The 20,150-nt window shown below is 63.7% G+C and carries 15 protein-coding genes and 3 pseudogenes; 7 read left to right on the plus strand and 11 right to left on the minus strand.

Annotation, left to right across the window (positions count from 1 at the left end; genetic code table 11):
* Nucleotides 1-398: 398 nt before the first annotated feature.
* Together JQ604_RS05350 and JQ604_RS05355 are read right to left on the minus strand one after the other, a co-directional pair.
* On the minus strand, nucleotides 399-920 hold the full coding sequence (locus JQ604_RS05350) for a hypothetical protein (protein ID WP_212354014.1): 522 nt from the start codon (nucleotides 918-920) through the stop codon (nucleotides 399-401).
* Nucleotides 921-978: 58 nt separating this feature from the next.
* On the minus strand, nucleotides 979-1,275 hold the full coding sequence (locus JQ604_RS05355; RefSeq protein WP_212354016.1) for a YtxH domain-containing protein: 297 nt from the start codon (nucleotides 1,273-1,275) through the stop codon (nucleotides 979-981).
* 362 nt (nucleotides 1,276-1,637) lie between these two features.
* Between JQ604_RS05355 and JQ604_RS05360 the strand changes: the two genes are divergently transcribed.
* Nucleotides 1,638-1,928: a hypothetical protein gene (locus JQ604_RS05360; RefSeq protein ID WP_212354018.1), complete on the plus strand. Its 291-nt coding sequence runs from the start codon at nucleotides 1,638-1,640 to the stop codon at nucleotides 1,926-1,928.
* A 51-nt stretch (nucleotides 1,929-1,979) separates the two neighbouring features.
* Here the strand turns inward: JQ604_RS05360 and JQ604_RS05365 are convergent.
* The 5 genes and pseudogenes from JQ604_RS05365 to JQ604_RS05385 all read right to left on the minus strand — a co-directional run bounded on the left by JQ604_RS05365 (nucleotide 1,980) and on the right by JQ604_RS05385 (nucleotide 5,361).
* Nucleotides 1,980-2,677: pseudogene (locus tag JQ604_RS05365) on the minus strand (helix-turn-helix transcriptional regulator).
* A gap of 45 nt (nucleotides 2,678-2,722) precedes the next feature.
* Nucleotides 2,723-3,655, minus strand: coding sequence for an NAD(P)-dependent alcohol dehydrogenase (locus JQ604_RS05370; RefSeq protein WP_212354020.1), 933 nt, complete (start codon nucleotides 3,653-3,655; stop codon nucleotides 2,723-2,725).
* A 23-nt stretch (nucleotides 3,656-3,678) separates the two neighbouring features.
* A complete protein-coding gene (locus JQ604_RS05375; RefSeq protein ID WP_212354022.1) occupies nucleotides 3,679-4,050 on the minus strand; it encodes a nuclear transport factor 2 family protein in 372 nt (123 codons plus the stop codon).
* A gap of 448 nt (nucleotides 4,051-4,498) precedes the next feature.
* Nucleotides 4,499-4,834 (minus strand): hypothetical protein, encoded by a 336-nt coding sequence (locus JQ604_RS05380; RefSeq protein WP_212354024.1) that lies wholly within the window; start codon nucleotides 4,832-4,834, stop codon nucleotides 4,499-4,501.
* A 164-nt stretch (nucleotides 4,835-4,998) separates the two neighbouring features.
* Nucleotides 4,999-5,361: a hypothetical protein gene (locus tag JQ604_RS05385; protein WP_212354025.1), complete on the minus strand. Its 363-nt coding sequence runs from the start codon at nucleotides 5,359-5,361 to the stop codon at nucleotides 4,999-5,001.
* 405 nt (nucleotides 5,362-5,766) lie between these two features.
* Between JQ604_RS05385 and JQ604_RS05390 the strand changes: the two genes are divergently transcribed.
* Both JQ604_RS05390 and JQ604_RS05395 read left to right on the plus strand, forming a co-directional pair.
* Complete coding sequence (locus tag JQ604_RS05390; protein ID WP_212354027.1) at nucleotides 5,767-6,858, plus strand: TRAP transporter substrate-binding protein; 1,092 nt, start codon at nucleotides 5,767-5,769, stop codon at nucleotides 6,856-6,858.
* A gap of 264 nt (nucleotides 6,859-7,122) precedes the next feature.
* A complete protein-coding gene (locus JQ604_RS05395; protein ID WP_212354029.1) occupies nucleotides 7,123-8,211 on the plus strand; it encodes a TRAP transporter substrate-binding protein in 1,089 nt (362 codons plus the stop codon).
* 197 nt (nucleotides 8,212-8,408) lie between these two features.
* Here JQ604_RS05395 and JQ604_RS05400 read toward each other — a convergent pair whose 3' ends face one another.
* From JQ604_RS05400 to JQ604_RS05410, 3 genes are all read right to left on the minus strand, one after another.
* Nucleotides 8,409-9,899, minus strand: coding sequence for an efflux transporter outer membrane subunit (locus JQ604_RS05400; protein WP_249158041.1), 1,491 nt, complete (start codon nucleotides 9,897-9,899; stop codon nucleotides 8,409-8,411).
* Nucleotides 9,900-9,964: 65 nt separating this feature from the next.
* A complete protein-coding gene (locus JQ604_RS05405) occupies nucleotides 9,965-13,213 on the minus strand; it encodes an efflux RND transporter permease subunit (RefSeq protein ID WP_212354033.1) in 3,249 nt (1,082 codons plus the stop codon).
* Nucleotides 13,214-13,481: 268 nt separating this feature from the next.
* A complete protein-coding gene (locus JQ604_RS05410; RefSeq protein ID WP_212354036.1) occupies nucleotides 13,482-14,684 on the minus strand; it encodes an efflux RND transporter periplasmic adaptor subunit in 1,203 nt (400 codons plus the stop codon).
* 328 nt (nucleotides 14,685-15,012) lie between these two features.
* On the opposite strand from JQ604_RS05410, the gene JQ604_RS05415 reads away from it, so the two are divergent.
* Nucleotides 15,013-15,687 carry a response regulator gene (locus tag JQ604_RS05415; protein WP_212354038.1) on the plus strand — a complete coding sequence of 225 codons (675 nt, stop codon included), beginning with the start codon at nucleotides 15,013-15,015 and terminating at the stop codon, nucleotides 15,685-15,687.
* Nucleotide 15,688: 1 nt separating this feature from the next.
* Nucleotides 15,689-17,014 (plus strand): sensor histidine kinase, encoded by a 1,326-nt coding sequence (locus JQ604_RS05420; protein ID WP_212354040.1) that lies wholly within the window; start codon nucleotides 15,689-15,691, stop codon nucleotides 17,012-17,014.
* Here the strand turns inward: JQ604_RS05420 and JQ604_RS05425 are convergent, their stop codons facing one another.
* Nucleotides 17,015-18,304, minus strand: a complete 1,290-nt coding sequence (locus JQ604_RS05425; RefSeq protein ID WP_212354042.1) for a M20/M25/M40 family metallo-hydrolase — start codon at nucleotides 18,302-18,304, stop codon at nucleotides 17,015-17,017.
* Nucleotides 18,305-18,543: 239 nt separating this feature from the next.
* On the opposite strand from JQ604_RS05425, the pseudogene JQ604_RS05430 reads away from it, so the two are divergent.
* Together JQ604_RS05430 and JQ604_RS41455 are read left to right on the plus strand one after the other, a co-directional pair.
* Nucleotides 18,544-19,791 (plus strand): annotated as a pseudogene (locus JQ604_RS05430) (serine hydrolase); the annotation flags it as partial.
* Nucleotides 19,792-19,884: 93 nt separating this feature from the next.
* A pseudogene (locus tag JQ604_RS41455) lies at nucleotides 19,885-20,139 on the plus strand (ATP-dependent Clp protease adaptor ClpS); the annotation flags it as partial.
* Nucleotides 20,140-20,150 lie beyond the last annotated feature (11 nt).

Raw genomic sequence — 20,150 nt, forward strand, 5'->3', positions numbered from 1 at the left:
CTGTTCTGAATGGGGCGGGAGCGCAACCGGCGGTCTCATCACCGATAAATGCCAGATACAGAGCGGTGACGGGCAAAGCCTACACCCGACCAGCTCTTCGGAAAGTAACACAGGTAACAGACGTGAATCATCGCGCCGCGTCAAATGAGCCCAGCAATCCAGTCGGCCAGCCTGGCGGTTGAGATGATGCGTTGGCTGATGCGGATTTAGCGTTCCAGCTGCGACTTCGCTGGCCGTCAACATGACTTCGCGGGCGAACGCCTTCGCTTCGCCTTCGGTCGCGAAGGCGCGTGACATTCGCGGCAATACGTTTGGTCGCTGCGGGTCTGGCGCGGCCGGCGATAATTCCGACGGGAGGAACCGCCGTGCGTGCCTGTCATCACCCAAAATCGCGGTGTCTAGCGTTGACCGCCCGTGATGGTGCTTTGATTTCCCGCGCCTGAACCTGATTCACCTGGTTGATTGGGCTGGCATTGAGGCTGGCTTCCGTAGCCGCCCGGAAAGATCAGATGATAGCCGGGGCCGCAGGTCGGCGCGTTGTTGCTGTCGGCGCCGATATCGCAATGGTCGACAGCGCACCTTCCCTGGCGGCAGAAATGTCCCCCACCACAGTATGCGGCGCCGTCCGGCACGCATCCATGACCGTCATTGGCGCAGTAATTGCCGTGCGGACAGTAAGTTCCGTTGCCGCAATCAGAAGCTCCCGCCGGGATGCATTTGTTTTGCGAGACCGCAACTTCTCCCGGGTTGCACTTCGTGACGGCCAGGGACGCGGATGGGACGAGGGCGAGCAAGGCGAACGTGCACAAGAACTCGCAAAGTCCGAACCGCCGTGCGGGCCGCGTGTTCGAAGGGACGGCTGCCAGCAGACGATCGTTCCAGGCAACACCGAACAGCACGCCGAATAACCGATTGATCACGACAAATCTCAGCTCTCAAAAAATGATGCGATAGATCCTTTGAACGGCGCGATCCCGTTCAGGCCGTCGTCGGTCCAGTCGTTGGGCGCACTAGCCTTGCCGCCACCGCTCCCAGCGCGAAGCCCACAAGGAGGCCGACCAACCAAGCGATCTGGCCGTCCAGGCTCGCGTGGTATCGGGCCGCATCGGTATACCCTCCGTAGGGATTGAACAGGCTGAACAAAACAAATGCGACGATGCCGCCCACCAAGCCTGTGACGAAAAATGCCAGCACGTGGCGCTTCATCGTGCCGGACCGGCGCAACATCAAGAAAGCAATGCCCAGTGCAACAACAGTGTTGAAAATAGCCATCATAAATGCGTCTCCACCCCCGGCGGATCGGCTCGTGGACCGGGCCGCCAAACCTCCCCGAACAATGCTCGACTCCCAGGGCGACCGATGGCTCCTGACGAAGCGCAGTTCGGTTCCGAGAGTGCCGCACCGTTATTCCGATTCCAGACAAATCACCTTTCGATTTGGATCGCAGGACCCAAATGGGTCTAGGCGGCGGGCGACGGGTTGAAGATGGTGACAGTGAGAATGGCAATCAATCCTGAGCATGCGGGCTCGCAGCGTCACGGGATCCGGCCTGATAGTTGAGGCCCCGGGAGATACGTGACAAAAGAGATGCTCGACGGCTAACACACAATACAGGCATCTGTGACATGATATTTGGAGTGGCGACCTTGTTCATCTTTATCGCTCATTCGACGATTGTTGTGGCGGCCGAACCAAAGCCGACGATCGAGTTTGTCAATGACAAGACGGTTGCCTTTGACAACGCTTGCGCGGACGCGGCTGCGGTCATTGTCTCGGGGGCCTACGACGCAAAGTATCCAGAATGGGTGAAGCTATGTAATGCTAATCCCGACAAGGGCATTTGCAGAGCGACATTGGATTTACTCAGCGACAACCGAAAGCGGGAAACGTTCAAAATACCGACGGGTCCTCGTATCACTTGCGAATGAAAGATGCGGATCGAAAGGTTCGCTTCGGGAATACGGTGCAGTCCAGTGCTGTCACCGTGACTCCGCCGCACTCTGCTCAGCAACCTGCGTCCGCCACTGCTTGACCAGATCGCGCCTGCGGCCGGGATACCGTTCTTTCAAAGGCTTGATCCGTGCGATCCGGTCCGCGCGGAAGCTGCGGAAATCCTTCCGGAGCTCGCACCAGCCGGCGACGATGCGCCGGGCCTCGAAGAATCCCAGCATGATGGGCCAGATGACGCGCTCCGTCTCCGCTCCCTTCGGGTCGCGATAGACCACGCGCAGCTTGCGTTGCTCGCGCATCGCCTGCCGCACGGTCTGAATATCCACGGCGACGGCCTTCGGCGCGCGGCGACTGACATGAAAGCTTTTGTCGTCGACCTTGTCCCGCAATCCGCGGGAAGCACCGCGACGATTTTTGCGAGCGCGTTGTTCGCGGCAAAGGCGAGCCCTTCGTCGGTTTGCCGCTGCACCCATTGGACGCCGAGCGCCACCGCCTGAATCTCCTCTTCCGAGAACATCAGTGGCGGCAGCAGAAAGCCGGGGCGCAGCACATAGCCGACGCCCGGCTCGCCTTCGATCTCGGCGCCCAGTGCCTGCAAGGCGACGATGTCGCGATAGACCGTCCGCAACGACACGCCGGCCTCGCGCGCAAGGTCATTGCCCGACACGGGGCGCGGATGCCGGCGGAGCATCTGCATGAGATCGAGGAGCCGTTCGCTCTTGGACATGGGCGCAGCCTAGCACAGCTCTTGCCAATATTTGGCAGCAGGCGGTCAGGCCATGGCAACCAGGCCTTTTCCGGCGAGCTTCTGGCCGTTTTCGAGGGCCGTCACCAGACCGATCGCCCGATCGAGCGACACGATTTCGCCAATCGGCAATCTCAGGTGTCCGTCTCCGGCCGCGCGGGCGATTGCGTCGAGGATGTCCGATCGCGGCGAGCAGACGACTGGCTTCAGTCGGCGGTTGAAGAGTGCGCGGAGAAATTTCATGGGCGTCGGATCGATGTCCAGAAACACGCCCTTGCTTCGCGCAAGATGCAAGCCGGTCGCTGTTTGCATTACGGCGGCCGTATCGTAGACCACGTCGAACCGATCGCGCAGCGTGGAGAGATCGGTTGTCCGGTAGTCGAATATCTCTTGTACACCGAGATCGCGGGCTCTTGGCATCGCCTCTGCGCTGCAACTACCTGATATCGTGGCGCCGAGCATGCGTGCGATCTGCACGGCGGCCTCTCCAACCGCGCCGGTGCAGCCGTTGACGAAGACGGACTGCCCGCGCGCGAGGCCTGCCTTGTCGATCAGACCGTTCCAGGCCGTGACGCCTGGCGTGCCGAGGCAGGCCGCATCCTCGAAGGATACGTTGTCCGGCTTCTTTGCCAGGAAGCCTTCTTTGGTGACGACGGCTTCGCTGAGCGCGCCACTCTCCTTGAGCCGGGCAAGACCGAAGACGGCATCGCCGGGCCTGAAGCGCGTGACGCCGGCTCCGACCGACATCACCGTCCCGGAAAAGTCGCTGCCCATCGCGCGCGGGAAGGCTTTGCCCGTCATCATCTTGAGCGCGCCGCGACGCACTTTCCAATCGATCGGATTGATCGCGGCAAACCTGATCTTCACCGCGACCTGACCCTGCTTCGGGGATTCAAGCTCGAACGTCTCGAGCCTCATCGTCTCCGGACCACCGTACTGGTGGTACTGAATGCGTTTCACGGATGCGTTTCCTGCGACGGGAGTTAGTGAGGCCGCGCCGTCGCCATGTAGGCGGCGAATGGCGTTGCGTCGTAGATCACGTCCGTCGATGCGATCTTGCCGTTCCTGACCTTGATGAGTTCGGCGACGACGGAGCTCGGAACGGGGTGGGTTTCCGCGCTGTAGACGACGATGGCTTGATCGGCGTCACCGTAAGCTGCGAGAACCGTCACCTTCTTGAGCATGCGGGCGAAGCCGCCGTGAAAACCGCGGAATGCCTGCGTGCCGACGATGCGTCCGATCGGCGAGGTGCAGACGACATCGTCGGCGGAGAGCGAGATGATCCTCTCGACGTCCTTGTCGACGATGGCCTCGACGTAGATGCGAGCGGTTGCGAGTGCTGTGTGGTCAGTCATCATAATTCCTTTCATGGGGATGATGAGCTGACGCTAGCACGTGGTACTGACAGATTTTGTCAGCATCATGTAAGGCGCTGAGTTGGCTGATTTATTGCGGCGATCCCGGCCCTGACCGGGCCGCATTGGTTTGTCGCGGGAACAAGTGACGCGCGACGCGCTTTAGTCATCTGCGGGGCGAAGCGAGGTCGGGCCGATGTTCGTTCGACTTGCCCTTTTGGTTTTCGCATCTCTCCAGCTTGCCGGCTGTGCCAGCAGCCCTACGGCTGCGCGCGCTTCTGCGGCCATCGCGGATGCGTGGCCCCACTTTCTCGGCGGACTGCCGCCCGACGCGCCGCCGCGTCGCGGCACGCCTGAATACGACAAGTGGATGAGAGAGCGGGCGGCCGAAGCCGCACGGCCGAAGAATGCCACCGCGAAATAGCGACGGCGAGTTCGGTAGCTTGCGCTAGGAGTCGATCGTCACAAGAAAAGCCAAAAACAGATCGTCATCCGCGACATGATTGATGGCCGCTGCGGTGTAGGTTTTCCGCTCTTCAAGTGTGGCTTGCCGGACGGAGTATTTGGACCGGCGATGACAAAGGGGAACGCCGCTCGATGTCAGCGCGCAGAGATCGTTGCGCAGCCACTGCTCGCGCGTGAGCTCGAAGGCCTCGTTGCTTCGATCGGCCGCGAAGCACAGCAGCGGCTTTCCATCGACGATGAGTGCGTACACGAAGGGCCCGCGCGCCGGCTGACGATTTTCTCCGACACACGAACTGCTCTGCAAACCTGCTGGATTCATGTTCATCACCAATGGCGACCCTGATGGCTCGCATGAGCAACGCCAGGCGGCGCTCGCTAAACTGGGCGCTTAAATCCCCAGTGATTGTGAGTCATGGTTGTGCGGGAAAGGTTCAAAGACCCGCTGCCTGGATGGGGCGTCTGCGCCGGCCTGGGGTGCCGAGATCAGCTCTCGCCGGTTTCGTCCTTGCCGCCCAATGTCGTCAGCGCCTGAATCTCCTGGTCGATGTTCGCTTCCTCGCGATCGGGCTCGATCAGGAAGGCAAACAGGACGCCAGTCTGATCGAGGCGACCAAATTTCCGCCGGCGATAGATCGCCTTCTCGTCGGGGTGAGCCAGCCGCAGCCGGAAAATGGCGATGTCATCGCATAGCGGCGCGCCGCCCGATCTCACCTCGGCCAGTCGCGCACGCAGCTGTTCTTCGTCCAGGATCGCTTCAGCGGCGGCGTGCGTCCGCGATGCGAAGGCAACGACGGGCCTGCGGTCGACCTCGAGCACGAATACGGAAAGCGACAGGTCGTCGGTCATCTCGAGATTGTGCCTCCCTCGCGGTGCCCATCAGGTTAATGCGCGTTGCGACGGATCGAAAGGGGAGAGAGCCTGGGCTCCTAGGATTGGCGATTCGGACGACGTCAGGACGGGCCGTTTGGCGGGTCCGAGAGCGTGCGGGACGGCCCCGCGCGCGGCGATTGACCACGCGATCGGGGGCAGGGGGCCGCGGTGGTCGGGAAGCCGTTCCTGCCACCGGGGGCCCGATTTTGTCCCCCAACCGGCGGTCCCTCAGACTTTCGTTTAATCGGGGGAGACATGCCATTGTCGCGTTTCCGCAATCGCCGCTTCCGTGTTAAAGGCCGCCGGGAGAGCACCCCGGAATTCATCCCCGGGAGAAGCTTGCAGACATCAGGGAAACGCCCCTCAAGGAGATGCCTTAAGATGAAGCGTCGTGAATTTTTGAAGGTTTCTGCGGCTGGTGCGGCCGCGACGGCGACCGTGGCCTCGCCGGCGATCGCGCAATCCGCGCCCGAGGTCAAGTGGCGCCTGACGTCGAGCTTCCCGAAGTCGCTCGACACCATCTATGGCGGCGCCGAGCAGGTGGCGAAGTACGTCGCCGACATGACCGACAACAAATTCCAGATCCAGGTGTTCGCGGCCGGCGAAGTCGTCCCGGGCCTGCAGGCGCTGGACGCGACCTCGAACGGCACCGTCGAGATGTGCCATACCGTGTCATATTACTATGTCGGCAAGGATCCGACCTTTGCGATCTACGCCTCGGTCCCGTTCGGCCTCAATGCGCGCCAGCAGAACTCCTGGTGGTACCAGGGCGGCGGCATGGAGCTCGGCAACGAGTTCTTCAAGAAGTTCGGTGTGATCGGCTTCCCGACCGGCAACACCGGCACCCAGATGGGCGGCTGGTTCCGCAAGGAGATCAAGACGGTCGCCGATCTCTCCGGCCTCAAGATGCGCATCGGCGGCATTGCCGGCCAGGTGCTGCAGAAGGTCGGCGTGGTGCCGCAGCAGCTCGCCGGCGGCGACATCTATCCGGCGCTGGAAAAGGGCACCATCGACGCGGCCGAGTGGGTCGGCCCCTATGACGACGAGAAGCTCGGCTTCGCCAAGGTCGCGAAGTACTACTACTATCCGGGCTTCTGGGAAGGCGGACCGTGCGTCCACTCTTTCGTCAACCTGGAGAAGTGGAACGCGCTGCCGAAGAACTACCAGGCGATCCTGACCAATGCCTGCGCCAACGCCAACAGCTGGATGAATGCGCGCTACGACATGCAGAACCCGACCGCGCTGAAGCGCCTGGTCGCCGGCGGCACCCAGCTGCGCCCCTTCACCAACGAGGTGCTGGAAGCCTGCCTCAAGGCCACCAACGAGCTGTGGGGCGAGCTCTCGGCCAAGAACGCCGACTTCAAGAAGTCGATCGACGCCATGCAGGCCTACCGCTCCGACCAGTACCTGTGGTGGCAGGTCGCCGAATACACCTTCGACAGCTTCATGATCCGCTCGCGCACCCGCGGCTGACGCGTCAAAACAAGAATCGAAGGCTTCGGTTCTGACGTGATCAGAACCGAAGCCTAAGTTCTAAGCCCAAAGTAGCCCGGTCTCCGCGAGGAGGCCGGGCTTTTGCGTCTGGTATTCAGGGAAGGGATGCTCCATTCTTCGCCCAAGCCTCGGCATGAAGGCGGGTGCATGATCGGGCTTTGATCCTGCCGACCAAGAAAACCAGGGCGACACGATCCGAGTGGTCGGCGCCTTCAAAAACACAACCAAAGGGCAGGATTCGAAATGAAGCGAAGAGATTTCATCAAGGTCACGGGATTGGGCGTCGCCGGCGCCGCAGCGGTCGCGGCACCCGCGATCGCGCAGTCGATGCCGGAGCTGAAATGGCGGCTAACGACGAGCTGGCCGAAATCGCTCGACACGCTGCACGGCGGCGCCGAGCTGATGGCGAAGGCGGTGGGCGAGGCCACCGACAACAAATTCCAGATCCAGACCTTTGCCGCCGGCGAGATCGTGCCCGGCCTGCAGGTGCTCGACGCCGTGCAGAACGGCACGGTTGAGATGGGGCACACCGCGCCTTATTATTACTACGGCAAGGATCCGACCTTCACCTTCGGCTCGGCGGTGCCGTTCGGTCCCAACATGCGGCTGAACCAGGCCTGGTTCATGGTCGGCGGCGGCAAGGAGCTGCTCAACGATTTCTACAAGAGCTACAACGTCACCTCGCTGCTTGCCGGCAACACCGGCTGCCAGATGGGCGGCTGGTTCCGCAAGGAGATCAAGACCGTCGCCGATCTCAACGGCCTGAAATTCCGCATCGGCGGCTTCGCCGGCAAGGTGATGCAGAAGCTCGGCGCGGTGCCGCAGCAGCTCGCCGGCGGCGACATCTATCCGGCGCTGGAAAAGGGCACGATCGACGCCGCCGAATGGGTCGGCCCCTATGACGACGAGAAGCTCGGTTTCTACAAGGTCGCGCCGAACTACTACTTCCCCGGCTGGTGGGAAGGCGGCCCGATGCTGGTGGCGATGATCAATCTCGACAAGTGGAACGCGTTGCCGAAATATTATCAGCACGTGCTGGAGCAGGCCGGCCATCTCGCCAACAACTGGATGATGGCACGCTACGACCAGGCCAATCCGCCGGCGCTGAAGAAGCTGCTCGCCGGCGGCACCAAGCTGCGCCCGTTCCCGGCCGAGGTGATGGAAGCCTCCTTCAAGGCGGCGAAGGAGCTGCACAGCGAGGTCGCGGCGACCAACGCCAACTTCAAGAAGGTGTATGAGTCCCTGACCGCGTTCTCCAACCTCGGCTATCAGTGGTTCCAGGTCGCGGAAGTCGGCTACGACAATTTCATGGCGCGCCACTCGCAGGTGTGATGGCGGTGCTTCATCTTCGCCTCTCCCCGCGTGCGGGGAGAGGTCGGATTGCATCGCAGATGCAATCCGGGTGAGGGGGACTCACCGCGAACTGGCTCTCACCGTTTTCGCGGAGGCAGCCCCTCACCCTGACCCTCTCCCCGTAAGAACGGGGAGAGGGGAAAAGAGAGAGTGCCTAGGTCGCGAGAGTGATTGCATCAACTCTTCGACGCCACGCGCGTCTCGAACACGCAGCCCCGCCAGTCGCTGGTCGGGCAATGCGCCGGCCAGCCGCCGCCGAGCGCCATGAACAGGGCTGCGGTGTCGGACAGCCGCGTCGCCATCGCCAGGACGCGGATGGTGGCGGCGTTGAAATAGGCCTGCTGCGCGTTCAGCACATTGACCTGGTTGACCTGGCCGAGCACCAGCTGCTTCTGCACGATCTCGAGGCTGGCCTTCGCGGTGTCCTCGGCCTTGATCGCGGTCTGCACTGCGCGCGCGTCCGCCTGCAGGCTGCGGATCGCGTCGGCCACGTTCTGCAGCGCGGTGATCACGGCCTGCCGGTACAGCGCATTGGCCTGATCGAGCGCGGCCTCGGCGGCCTTCTGCTTGTGGTACAGCGTAAAGCCGTCGAACACGGTCTGCGTCGCGCTGCCGGCGACGGTGTAGAACAGCGTGCCCGGCGTGAACAGCTCGGCGGCCTTGAAGGCGCTGGCACCCGGATTGGCCGAGATCGTCAAACTCGGCAGCCGGGCGGCGATGGCGACGCCGACCAGCGCGCTTGCCGAATGCAGATTGGCTTCCGCGGCGCGCACGTCCGGCCGCTGCGCCACCAGCGCGCTCGGCAGGCTGACCGGCAGATTGCTCGGCAGCACGAGGCTCTGCAGGCTGAATTTCTGCAGGATCTCATCCGCAGAGAACTGCCCGGCGAGCGCGGTGAGCAGGTCGCGCTGGATCGCCAGCTGCTTCTGCAGCGGCGGCAGCGTCTGCTCCGATTGCGCCAGCGCGGTCTCCTGCGCCAGCACGTCGACCTGCGCGGCCTGGCCCGCATCGAACTGGTTCTTGAGGATGCCGAGGATGTCGCGCTCGATCTTGATGATGCGCTCGGTGGCGGCGATCTGGCCGCGCAGCGAGGCCTCCTGGATCGCTGCCGTCACGACGTTGGCGGTCAATGTTAGATAGGCCGCCTCGAGCTGGAACTGGGCCTGCTCGGTCTGCGCGTCCAGACTCTCGACGGCGCGGATGTTCTGGCCCCAGATGTCGGGCACGAAGCTGATGTTGAGCTGCGCCGTCTGCAGCGTGTAGCGGCTCTGCGGCGGATTGGCCGGGCCGGCTTGCGTCGCCATGTTGGAGAATTGCTGGTCGGACGGCGTATAGTTCACGCCGATCTGCGGGAAGAACAGGCCGCGCTGCGCCAGCGCGTTGGAGTTCGCAACCTGGATCGCGGCCTCCGCCGACTGCAGCGACGGATTGCGCTCGACGGACAGGCGGATCAGATTGTTCAGCGGGGCCGAACGGAACGCCGCCCACCAGCGCGTCGAGATCTCCGCGCCGGAGACGAAGCGCTGCTGCGCCACGTGCGGGCCGTCACGGTTGGTCTGCGGCGACTGCAGCGGCTCCCGCGTGTAGCCGGCGACATCGGGCGAGGGAGGTGCCACGAAGTTGGGGCCGACGGCGCAGCTTGCGGTGAACAGTGCGAGCGTACTCATCGCAAGCGCGCGCCAAGCAGCGGCGGATTGAGATCTTGTCGAGATGTGGAGCATGCAGGCCATCACTAATGTGCCGCTTCAGGCGGCGCGGTGGCCGGAGTCTCGCTCGGTGTGACGGCGCGTTCGCGCGACAGGAAGATTTTTCGCAGCGCCGGCGCCACGATCAGCAGCAGCAGGGGGCCGATGAACATGCCGCCGACCACGACGGTGGCGAGCGGCCGCTGCACCTGGCTGCCGATGCCGTGCGACAGCGCCGCTGGAAACAGGCCGACGCCGGCGGACAGCGCGGTCATCAGCATCGGCCGCATCCGCTGCTCGGCGCCATGGAATACGGCCTCCGCGATGCTCATGCCGGAGGCGCGCAGCTCGCGGAAATAGGTGATGTTGAGGATGCCGTCCATCACGGCGACACCGAACAGCGAGATGAAGCCGATCGCCGCCGAGATCGAGAAGTCGAGCCCGGCCAGATACAGCGCGATCAGCCCGCCGCCGACCGCGAAGGGAATGCCGGCCAGCGCCAGCAGGCTGTCGCGCAGCGAGTTGAACAGGCTGTAGAGCAGCACGAAGATCAAGAGCAGCGTGATCGGCACGACGACCATCAGCCGCGCCTTCGCCGCCTCCAGATTGTCGAACTCGCCGGACCAGATCATCCGGTAGCCGGTCGGCAGCTGCACGGCTTCCGCGACGCGCTGCTGCGCCTCGGCGACGGTGCCGCCGAGATCGCGGCCGCGCACGCTGAACTTGATCGGGATATAGCGCTGGCTGGCCTCGCGGTAGATGAACAGCGCTCCGGTATCGAGCGAGATGTCGGCGAGCTCGCTCAGGGGAATATAGGCGTTGCTGCCCGACGACGTCTGATAGGCGACCTTGATGTCGCGCACCGCATCGATGCTCTGGCGGAATTTAGTGTCGAGCCGGACGGCGACGCCGAACTGCCGGTCGCCTTCGAGCACCGTCGTCGCGTTGGTGCCGCCGAGCGCTGCCTGCACCACGGTGGTGACGTCGCCGGTGTTGAGCCCGTAGCGCGCGGCCTTCTCTCTGACGACCTTGATGTTGAGGTTGGGCTGGCCGACGAGGTGGAAAATGCCGAGATCGGCGACGCCGCGGATCTTGGCCATTTCCTCCGAGACCTTGGTCGCGAGCTGCTCCAGCACGTCGAGATTGGGGCCGATGATCTTGACCGAATTCGCGCCCTTCACGCCGGAGAGGGCTTCCTCGATATTGTCCTGGATGTACTGCGAGAAGTTGAAGGTGACGCCGGGCATCTCGGCGTCGAACTCCTGCTGCAGCTCCTCGGTCAGCTTCTCCTTGGTCAGGCCCGGCGGCCATTCGTCGAACGGCTTGATCGGCGCGAACAGCTCGACATTGGAGAAGGGCGAGGCATCGCTGCCATTGTCGGGCCGGCCGTGCTGCGACACCACGGTGATGATCTCGGGATGGCGCAGCAGGATCTCGCGCATCTTGCGGGTCGGATCGGTGCCGGCGTCGAGCGAGATGGTCGGCGGCATCGAGGCGCGGATCCAGAAATTGCCTTCCTCGAGCGCCGGCAGGAATTCGCTGCCGAGCCGGCTCGCGGCAAGCCCGCTGAGCACCAGGAAGATCACGCCGGCGGCGACCGCGACCTTGACGCGGCCGAGCGCCCAGCGCAGCACCGGCGTATAGGCCTGCCGCAGCCAGCGCACGATGATGGTCTCGGTCTCCTCGATATGCTTCGGCAGCAGCAGCGAGGCCAGCACCGGCGTCACCGTGAACGTCGCGAGCAGGGCGCCGGCGAGTGCATAGCCATAGGTGCGCGCCATCGGACCGAAGATCTGCCCTTCGACGCCTTGCATGGTGAACAGCGGCACGAAGGCGGTGACTGTTATCGCGGCGGTGAAGAACACGGCCTTGTCGACCTGCAGCGCGCTGACGAAGATCATGCGCAGCCGCTCGGTCCAGTTGCCGGGTGCCTGGCCATGCGTCGCTGTGGTCGGATCCGGGCCCCAATAGCCGTCCGCGAGATTCTTCAAGACGCGCAGCCGGCTCTCGGGCGTTGATTGGAAATTGCGGAAGATGTTTTCCATCATGATGACGGCGGAATCGACGATGATGCCGAAATCGACCGCGCCGAGCGACAGCAGGTTGGCGTCCTCACCCTGCAGCACCAGGATAACGATGGCGAAGAACAGCGCGAACGGGATGTTAGCTGAGACGATCAGCGCGCTGCGGAGATCGCCGAGGAACACCCACTGGATCACGAACACCAGCAGGCAGCCGAAGATCAGATTGTGCATCACCGTGTGGGTGGTGACGCCGACCAGCGTGCTGCGGTCGTAATAGGGCACGATCTTGACGCCGGCGGGCAGCGTGCCGTCGCTGTTGATCTTGGCAACCTCCGCCTGAACCTTCGGGATGATGTCGTTGGTGTGCTGGGTGCGACCCATCACGACGATCGCGGCCGCGACGTCATCGTCCTTGTCCTTGCCGGCGATACCGAGCCGCGGCACATAGCCGACCGAGACCTTGGCGACGTCCTTGATCTGGATCGGCAGCCCGTTGGACTGGGTCAGCACGATGTTCTCGATGTCGCGGACTTTGTAGCCCTTGGTGATGTCGTCGTCGCCGCCGGAATTGATCAGGCCGATGCCGCGGATGTTGACGGATTGCTGGCCGATCGCGATCTCGCGACCGCCGACATTGACGTTGGAATTGCCGAGCGCACCGATCAGCTGCGGCACGGTGATGTTGTAGGCCTCGAGCTTGGCGAGGTCGGCGTCGACGTTGAACTGCTTTGTGGTGCCGCCCCAGGCATTGATCTGCACCACGCCGGGCAGGGTCATCAGGCGGCGGGTGACGACGTAGTCCTGCAGCGTGCGCAGATTGGTCAGGCCGAAATTCGGCGGGCCGACCAGCCGGTAGCGATAGATCTCGCCGACCAGGCTCGACTGCTGGATGGTCGGCACCAGATTGCCGGGCAGCTGGATGTTCTGCTGGATCGAGTTGGCAGTCTGCGTCAGCGCGAAATAATAGTCGACGCCGTAGCGGAAGGTGACGCGCACGAAGGAGAGGCCGTAGAACGAGGTCGAGCGGATGTTGACCACGCCGGGCGTCGGGTAGAGCCCAACTTCCATCGGGATCGTGTAGTACTTCTCCATCTCCTCGGCGGAGAGACCCGGCGCCTGCGCGGTGATTTCGAGAATGACCGGGGCAGGGTTCGGATAGGCCTCGATGTTGAGCTTGGTGAACGCGGCGATGCCGGCGGCGCAGAACACCACGAGGCCGAGCACGATGATGGCGCTGCGGGTCAGGCCGAACTGGAGGATGCTCTTGACCAAGGTGCTGCACTTGTTGGGCTGGGGAACGACGTCCGATGACGCGGACGATGCGCTTCGTTTCACTCTCTCCGTTCTTGAGGAGAGAGAGAGGGTGAGGGGCAGTCACCGCAAACCCGGTTGGGTGGCGAGCTCGCGGAGGCTTCCCCTCACCCGGAATTCAAGCATTGCCTGAATTCCCACCGCTCCCCGCATCCGCCTACGCCAAGGCTTCGGCGGACAAGGGCGGGGAGAGGCGATCGAGACCGCACTCGGGGATGGAGCACGATCATCAGCCCGTGACCGCGTTGGCGAATTTGTTGCTGAGGAAGATTGCACCGGTGGAGGCGACGAGCTCGCCGGGGGCGAGACCGTCGAGGATCTGGCGCCAGCCGTCCTGTTCGAGCCCCGTTTTCACCGTGCGGCGCTCGAAGCGATGGCGGTCGGTGGTGACCCACACGGTCATGGTGCCGTCGCCCTCGCGCACGATCGCGTCGACGGGCACGCCGACCGATTGCTGCGGGGCGGCGGTCTCGATGGTGAACGTCGCCAGCATGCCGGCACGCAGTTCGTGCTGGGGATCGTCGATCACCGAGCGCACCAGCTGGCGGTGCGATGAGGAATCGATGTTGAGGCCGAGCGTGGTGACACGGCCGCGGAAGACCTCGTCGGGATAGGCGGGGACGCGCACCTCGACCGGCTGGCCGATCCGATAGGACGGCGCGTCGATCTCGATCACATTGGCGACCATCCACATGGTCGAGAGGTCAGCGAGCGAGTAGGGCGCCGGCGCGTTGCCGGGCTGCACATAGAGGCCCGGCGCGGCGTTGCGGGCGATGATCCGCCCGGAGATCGGACTGGGCACCACCAGGATCGAATCGACCTTGCGATCGGCGACGATGCGGTCGATCTCGGCATCGGTCTTGCCGAAAATCCGCACCGCGTCGCGCCCGGCCTTGTAATTGCCCTCGGCGGTCTGCTGGTCCGACGTCGCCTGGTCGACATCCTTCTGCGCGCCGCCGCCGGTCTTGAGCAGTTGCTTGACGCGCGCCAGGGTGCGGGTCTGCAGCTCCAGCACGCCGGATGACGCAAGCAGGGCCGACTCGGCCTGCAGCAGATCGGGACTGTCGATGGTGAACAATGCGTCGCCCTTCTTCACCTCGTCGCCGATGTTGAAGAAAGTGTCGACGATCTTGCCGGGGTTCGGCGTGAACGCCTGCACCAGCATGTTCTGGTTGAAGTCGATCGAGCCGACCGCGTTCTTGGTGGTGCGGAAGGTATGTTGCTCGGCAGCGATCACCTTGAACTGCCCGGCCTGCTTGTCGTTCAACGCAACCGTCCCAAGCGCGACGTCGACGTCCTGCGGCGCCTTGCTCTGGGCCGCCTTCGCGGTCTCGACGGCATTGCCATGGCTCGTCAGCAGCCAGCCGCCGAGCAGCGCGCCCGCGATCACCGGCAGTGCCAGATAGGGTGCATGTCTTTTCCGAATTGCCATCGCCGTCGATCCGCCCGAAAAGAAGCGCACCTGTTATCAGGGACGGCTGACGCCAACCTTACGGCGATGTTCAAAACGTTGCGTGTCAGCGGCGAATTTTGATTGCGGCGCAGGCGCTTTTATTTATTTTCCATAGGCGCCGCCGACGCGATGGATAGCGAAAACATAGCGCGGCACGGCGGCACGATGCGTTGTGATGAAAAGCGCTTCGTTTGCACAGCGGGTTTGCCCAAGCCATGACCTCTGTAGAAATTTGCATGGGCTGGCTTGGAGCATTGAACTGTGCGAAGTGAAGGCGCCCCGGGCGGTGGATGATGGACGTGATGATATGCGGCTTTTGATCGTCGAGGACAATGTCGAGCTGTCGCGGCTCGTAGCTAGCGGCCTGATGGCGGCGGGCTATGCCGCCGACATCGTCGGCAACGTCATGGAGGCGCGCGATGCGCTGCGCAGCGTCAACTATGCCGCCATGATCCTCGACCTCGGCCTGCCCGACGGCGACGGGCTGTCGGTGCTGTCGGAGCTGCGCCGCAAGGCGGACCCGCTGCCCGTGCTGGTGCTGACCGCTCGCAACGGCCTGCAGGATCGCGTCAGCGGCCTGCGCACCGGCGCCGACGACTATCTGGCAAAACCGTTTGCGCTCGAAGAGCTGGTGGCGCGGCTCGAGGCGATCCTGCGCCGGCCCGGCCAGCTGCTCGGCGCCTCCCTCAATCTCGGCAATCTCGTGTTCGACACCGAGAGCCGCCAGGTTTTCATCGACGGCGAGCCGCGGGTGCTGTCGGCGCGCGAGACCTCGGTGCTGGAGATCCTGCTGCGGCGGCAGGGCCGGGTGGTGCCGAAGAAGAATGTCGAGGATCACATCTTCGGGCTCGCCGGCGAGGTCGCTTCCAATGCGGTGGAGGTCTACGTCTCGCGCTTGCGCAAGCAGCTCGCCGAATTTGGCGCCAAGACCGTGATCCACACCATCCGCGGCGTCGGCTACATGATGGCCGAGGAGAAATAGCGTGCTTCGTTTCGCTTCGCTGACATCGCGGATCGTGTTTTTGCACATCGTCGCGGTCGCGGTGGTGGCGATCTTCCTGCCGCTCTTGCTGCTCTGGCTGCTCAATTCCGAGATTTCCTTCCTGCACCGCGACGCCATGCGTGACCAGGCCGAGGTGCTCGGCGAGAAGCTTGCGGTGAGGCCAGACGGCACGCTGACGCTCAATCTGCCGGAGAGCCTGAAGGGGCTCTATTCCGAGGCCTATGGCCGCTACCAATACGATGTCTACGATGCCGAGGGCCGGTTGCTGTTTTCTTCGCATCGCAAGCCGACCGATGCCGCGCCGGGTGCGATCTCGAGCGGCGGCGTCGAGCGGACCATCGGCGGGCAGACGGTGCGGATCCGGGTCGCCGAGGACCTGTCGCATCGCGACGTCATCATCGACGACATCGTCTCCAATTTCTTCCGCCGGGTCGGATGGATCACGATCCCGATCTTGCTGATCCTGCTCGCGATCGACATCGTGATCTTCCGCCGCGCCGTGATCCCGCTGCTGCGTGCTTCCGAGGAGGCCAAGAACATCGGTCCGGCGCGCACCGATATCCGCCTGCCGACCGAGCGGATTCCGAGCGAGATCCTGCCGCTGGTCACCGCGGTCAACCAGGCCTTCGACCGCCTCGAGAACGGTTTTCGCGCGCAGCGCCAGTTCACCGCGGATGCGGCGCATCAGCTGCGCACGCCGCTCGCAATCCTGCGGACGCGGATCGAGACGCTGGACAAGGGCAGCGGGGCGCAGGAGCTTCTGGCCGACATCGAGGGCATGAGCCGGATCGTCAGCCAGCTGCTGGAGATCGCCGAACTCGACACGCTGGTGCTCGATCCCGCCGAGACCGCCGATCTGCGCGCGGTCTGCGCCGAGGTGGTCGGCTCGATCGCGCCTTACGCGCTGGCGCGCAGCAAGGACATCGCGCTGCGCGGCACCGACGAGCCGGTGCGTGTCAAAGGCAATGCCGAGATGCTGCAGCGGGCGATCTTCAATCTCGCGGAGAACGCGATCAAATACACCGCCGACGAAACCTCCGTCGACGTCGAGGTCCGCGACGACGGCTCGGTACGGGTGCGCGACTGCGGCCCGGGCATTCCATCGGCCGAGCAGGGGCTGATCTTCCAGCGCTTCTGGCGCGGCGATCGCCGACGCACCGATGGCGCGGGGCTCGGACTCTCGATCGTTCGCGGCGTGGTCGACGATCACGCCGCAACGGTGGCGGTGGAGAATTTGCCTGATGGCGGCGCCCAGTTCACACTGAGCTTCCGCCTCGCGGGGCGCGCGTCCGTTCCGGCCTCGTGATTACTTCAGCTTGCCGGTCGACAGGTCCATGATCATGCGCGTGGCGAGATAAAGCCGCGGCACGATGCTGTTGATCTGGACATATTCGGCATCGTTGGAGTGCGCGCCGAAGCCCGACAGGCCCATGCCTTCCACGACGGCGCCCTGCGTCTTGAGGGCGGCAAACGCGGCGTCAGTGCCGCCGCCGGTGGCCTTCTCGTCCACCTTGAGCGGGATTCCGAGCTCTTGATAGATCGTCTTGCCGTAGGCGGCGATGCGGTGCGAGGCCTCGTTGGCTTCGAGCGGCGGGCGGCGCACCTCGAACTTCAGCGCCACCTTCGAGTCAGGCAGCAGCTTGTTCTTGATCTTCTCCTGCAGCGCCTTCTCCAGCGCGTCGAAGTCCGACACCTTGAGCGCGCGTGCATCGGCCTGCGCGGACGCATCAGCCGGGATCACGTTGCGATTGGTGCCGGCCTTCGACACCGTCCAGTTCAGCTTCAGACCCTGCTCGGGCTTCGACAAATCCTTCATCTGCAGCACCTGGTGCGACAGCTCGTACAGCGCGTTGATGCCGCCCTCGGGCCGTGCGCCGGCATGCGACGACTTGCCCTGCACGGTCAGATAGGCCGAGCCGATGCCGCTGGTCGCGAGCCGCAAGGTGCCGTCGGTGCCGCCGCCCTCGAACGAGAACACGACATCCTGGTCGGCCGCGAGCTTGGTGATGGTGCTGCGCCAGCCCGGCGAAGAGATCTCCTCGTCGGAATTGGTGAGCACCGTGAGCGTGCCGTACTCCTTGAAGTTCAGCTTCTGCAGCATCGCCACGGTGTGCAGGATCAGCGCAACGCCCTGCTTGTCGTCGGCGATGCCGAGGCCGTAGGCCTTGTCGCCGTCGATGCGGAACGGCTGATCCTTCAGCATGCCTTTCAGATACACCGTGTCCATATGGGCGATTAGCATGATCTTCTTGGTGCCGGTGCCCTTGAAGGTGGCGTGGACGGCCGGGCCGATCTTTTCGGGCGTGTCGTCGAGGCGATAGATGTCGGTCGGCTGCAGGATCTCGACGGTGCCGCCGAGCTGTTTGAGCTGGCTGGCGACGCGCTCGGCAATCTGGTTCAGGCCCTCGAGATCCTTGCTGCCGGATTCGATGCTGACGAGATCGCGCAGCGTGTCGAGCAGCAGCTGCTGTTCCTTCTGCGCCAGCGCATGGACGTCGGCGACCGGCTCGGCATGCACGACGGTCGCGGCGCAGGCGAGCCAGAGCGAAGCAATCAACGGACGAACGAGGGACGGAGCGGAGGGTATTTGCAGCATGGCGAGGCGGTCCATGAGGTTGGAGGGCGATCCCGTATGCCCCGGTTTGCATCGCTTGTCACGGGTGCGGGCTTGCCGCCGGCGGAGGGGAGGGAACCGGCTGTTGCGAGCAGATTGTTGCAACAACCAGTGCGCGGACTTATTTGTGCGGAATATTCAGCCGCGAACCTTGTTTTTCGCCTTGGTCCCACCTTCATTGTTGAAGCGCGTATCGCGGCACACCCTTTGGATCATGTTTCATGAGCACCAATTCGACGAATGCAGGACTTCTCCCCGAGCGCGTCCGAAATGCCGCGCAGGAACGGATCGCGACGGGCACTTACCCGACGCTGGTGTTCGGCGTCGTGGATGGTGACAGAAGCGAGGTTGTGGCCTTCGGCAAGCTCGATGACGGCAAGGTGCCCGATGGCGAGACGGTCTACGAGATCGGTTCGATCACAAAGACGTTCACCGCCACGTTGCTGGCACAGGCGGTGCTCTCAGGGCGTTTAACGCTCGATACGCCGGTGGCGCAACTTCTGCCGGACTTCAAGATCCCGTCAGGCGCTGGCAGGGAGATCACGTTCGGCGATCTCGCCACGCATCACTCCGGCCTGCCGCGGATGCCGTCCAATTTCATGCCGCAGGACCCGGCAAATCCCTATGCCGACTACGATGTGGTGAAGCTGACGGCATTTCTTGCCGATTACCAGCTGCCGCGCGAGCCCGGCGTATCCTACGAATACTCCAATCTGGGATACGGGCTGCTGGGCCATGCGCTGGCGCAATCCGCGTCCACGACCTATGACGCCCTCGTCAGCGACCACATTCTGCAGCCGCTCGGGATGACGATGAGCGGCACGGCGTTCACCGACGCGATGCGCGCCCGTCTCGCTCCCGGTCACGACGAAACCGGCGGAGCGGCAAAGAACTGGGACCTCGACGCATTCGCAGGTGCAGGCGCGCTGCGTTCGACAGCCAACGACATGCTGCGCTATCTGAAGGCCAACATGGGCATCGGTTCGTCGCCGTTGGTCGCCGCGATGAATCTTGCGCAACAGCCGCGCAGCGACATGGCGAAGGCGGTGCGCGTTGGCCTGGCCTGGATCACGACCGATAAGGGAATCGTCTCGCACAATGGCGGGACAGGCGGATACAGAGGCTTTCTCGGCTTCACGGCGGACCGGAAGCGCGGCGTCATCGTCCTCACCAACACGACTACGGATCCCGACGATCTCGGTTTCGCCGCGCTCGACGCGGATGCGCCGCTTGCGCCGACACTTGAGGCGATTGTGCTGCCCAGCGCGTCGCTCGATGAGTATGCGGGAGTCTACAAGCTCGCCGACAATTTCCTGCTCAAGGTGTACCGGATGAGCGGTCGGCTCTATGCCCAGGCGACCGGACAGGATGCGTTCCCCATCTTCCCGTCCGCGCCCAACGAATTCTTCGCCAGGGTTGCCGGAATCCGCATGACATTCAAGCGCGATGCCGAGGGCGTGGTGGATGGACTGGTCCTGCACCAGAATGGCGACCATGCGGCGCCGAAACTGGCCGAAGCGAAAGAGACTGAACGCAGCGCCTCTGACCTTGCCTCCGGACTCCTGAGCGAGGTTCGGCTGCTGAATGACGACCACACGCCGATGGAGTTCGTGGCCTATGTCCTGGAAGGGGTCTTCGACAAGGATCGCGAGACCGCCATGCGGATCATGCTTGGGATCCATCACGAGGGCTCCGGTGTGTGCGGCATCTATCGGCACGACGTCGCTGAGGCGAAGGTGAGGGTGGTCCTGGACCTGGCACGCCAGCATCGGCATCCGCTGCAATGCGTGCGTCAGCCCATCTCGTCGGCCAATTGAACGATGGGACG

The sequence above is a fragment of the Bradyrhizobium jicamae genome (genome assembly GCF_018130695.1).
GTDB classification, from domain to species: Bacteria; Pseudomonadota; Alphaproteobacteria; order Rhizobiales; family Xanthobacteraceae; genus Bradyrhizobium; species Bradyrhizobium jicamae_B.

Coding starts and splice junctions, on each gene's coding strand:
- JQ604_RS05425 (WP_212354042.1), bottom strand. CDS start 18,304: ATGCTGCAAATACCCTCCGCTCCGTCCCTCGTTCGTCCGTTGATTGCT.
- JQ604_RS05395 (WP_212354029.1), top strand. CDS start 7,123: ATGAAGCGAAGAGATTTCATCAAGGTCACGGGATTGGGCGTCGCCGGC.
- JQ604_RS05410 (WP_212354036.1), bottom strand. CDS start 14,684: ATGGCAATTCGGAAAAGACATGCACCCTATCTGGCACTGCCGGTGATC.
- JQ604_RS05355 (WP_212354016.1), bottom strand. CDS start 1,275: ATGATGGCTATTTTCAACACTGTTGTTGCACTGGGCATTGCTTTCTTG.
- JQ604_RS05380 (WP_212354024.1), bottom strand. CDS start 4,834: ATGAATCCAGCAGGTTTGCAGAGCAGTTCGTGTGTCGGAGAAAATCGT.
- JQ604_RS05415 (WP_212354038.1), top strand. CDS start 15,013: ATGCGGCTTTTGATCGTCGAGGACAATGTCGAGCTGTCGCGGCTCGTA.
- JQ604_RS05375 (WP_212354022.1), bottom strand. CDS start 4,050: ATGACTGACCACACAGCACTCGCAACCGCTCGCATCTACGTCGAGGCC.
- JQ604_RS05390 (WP_212354027.1), top strand. CDS start 5,767: ATGAAGCGTCGTGAATTTTTGAAGGTTTCTGCGGCTGGTGCGGCCGCG.
- JQ604_RS05400 (WP_249158041.1), bottom strand. CDS start 9,899: ATGAGTACGCTCGCACTGTTCACCGCAAGCTGCGCCGTCGGCCCCAAC.
- JQ604_RS05385 (WP_212354025.1), bottom strand. CDS start 5,361: ATGACCGACGACCTGTCGCTTTCCGTATTCGTGCTCGAGGTCGACCGC.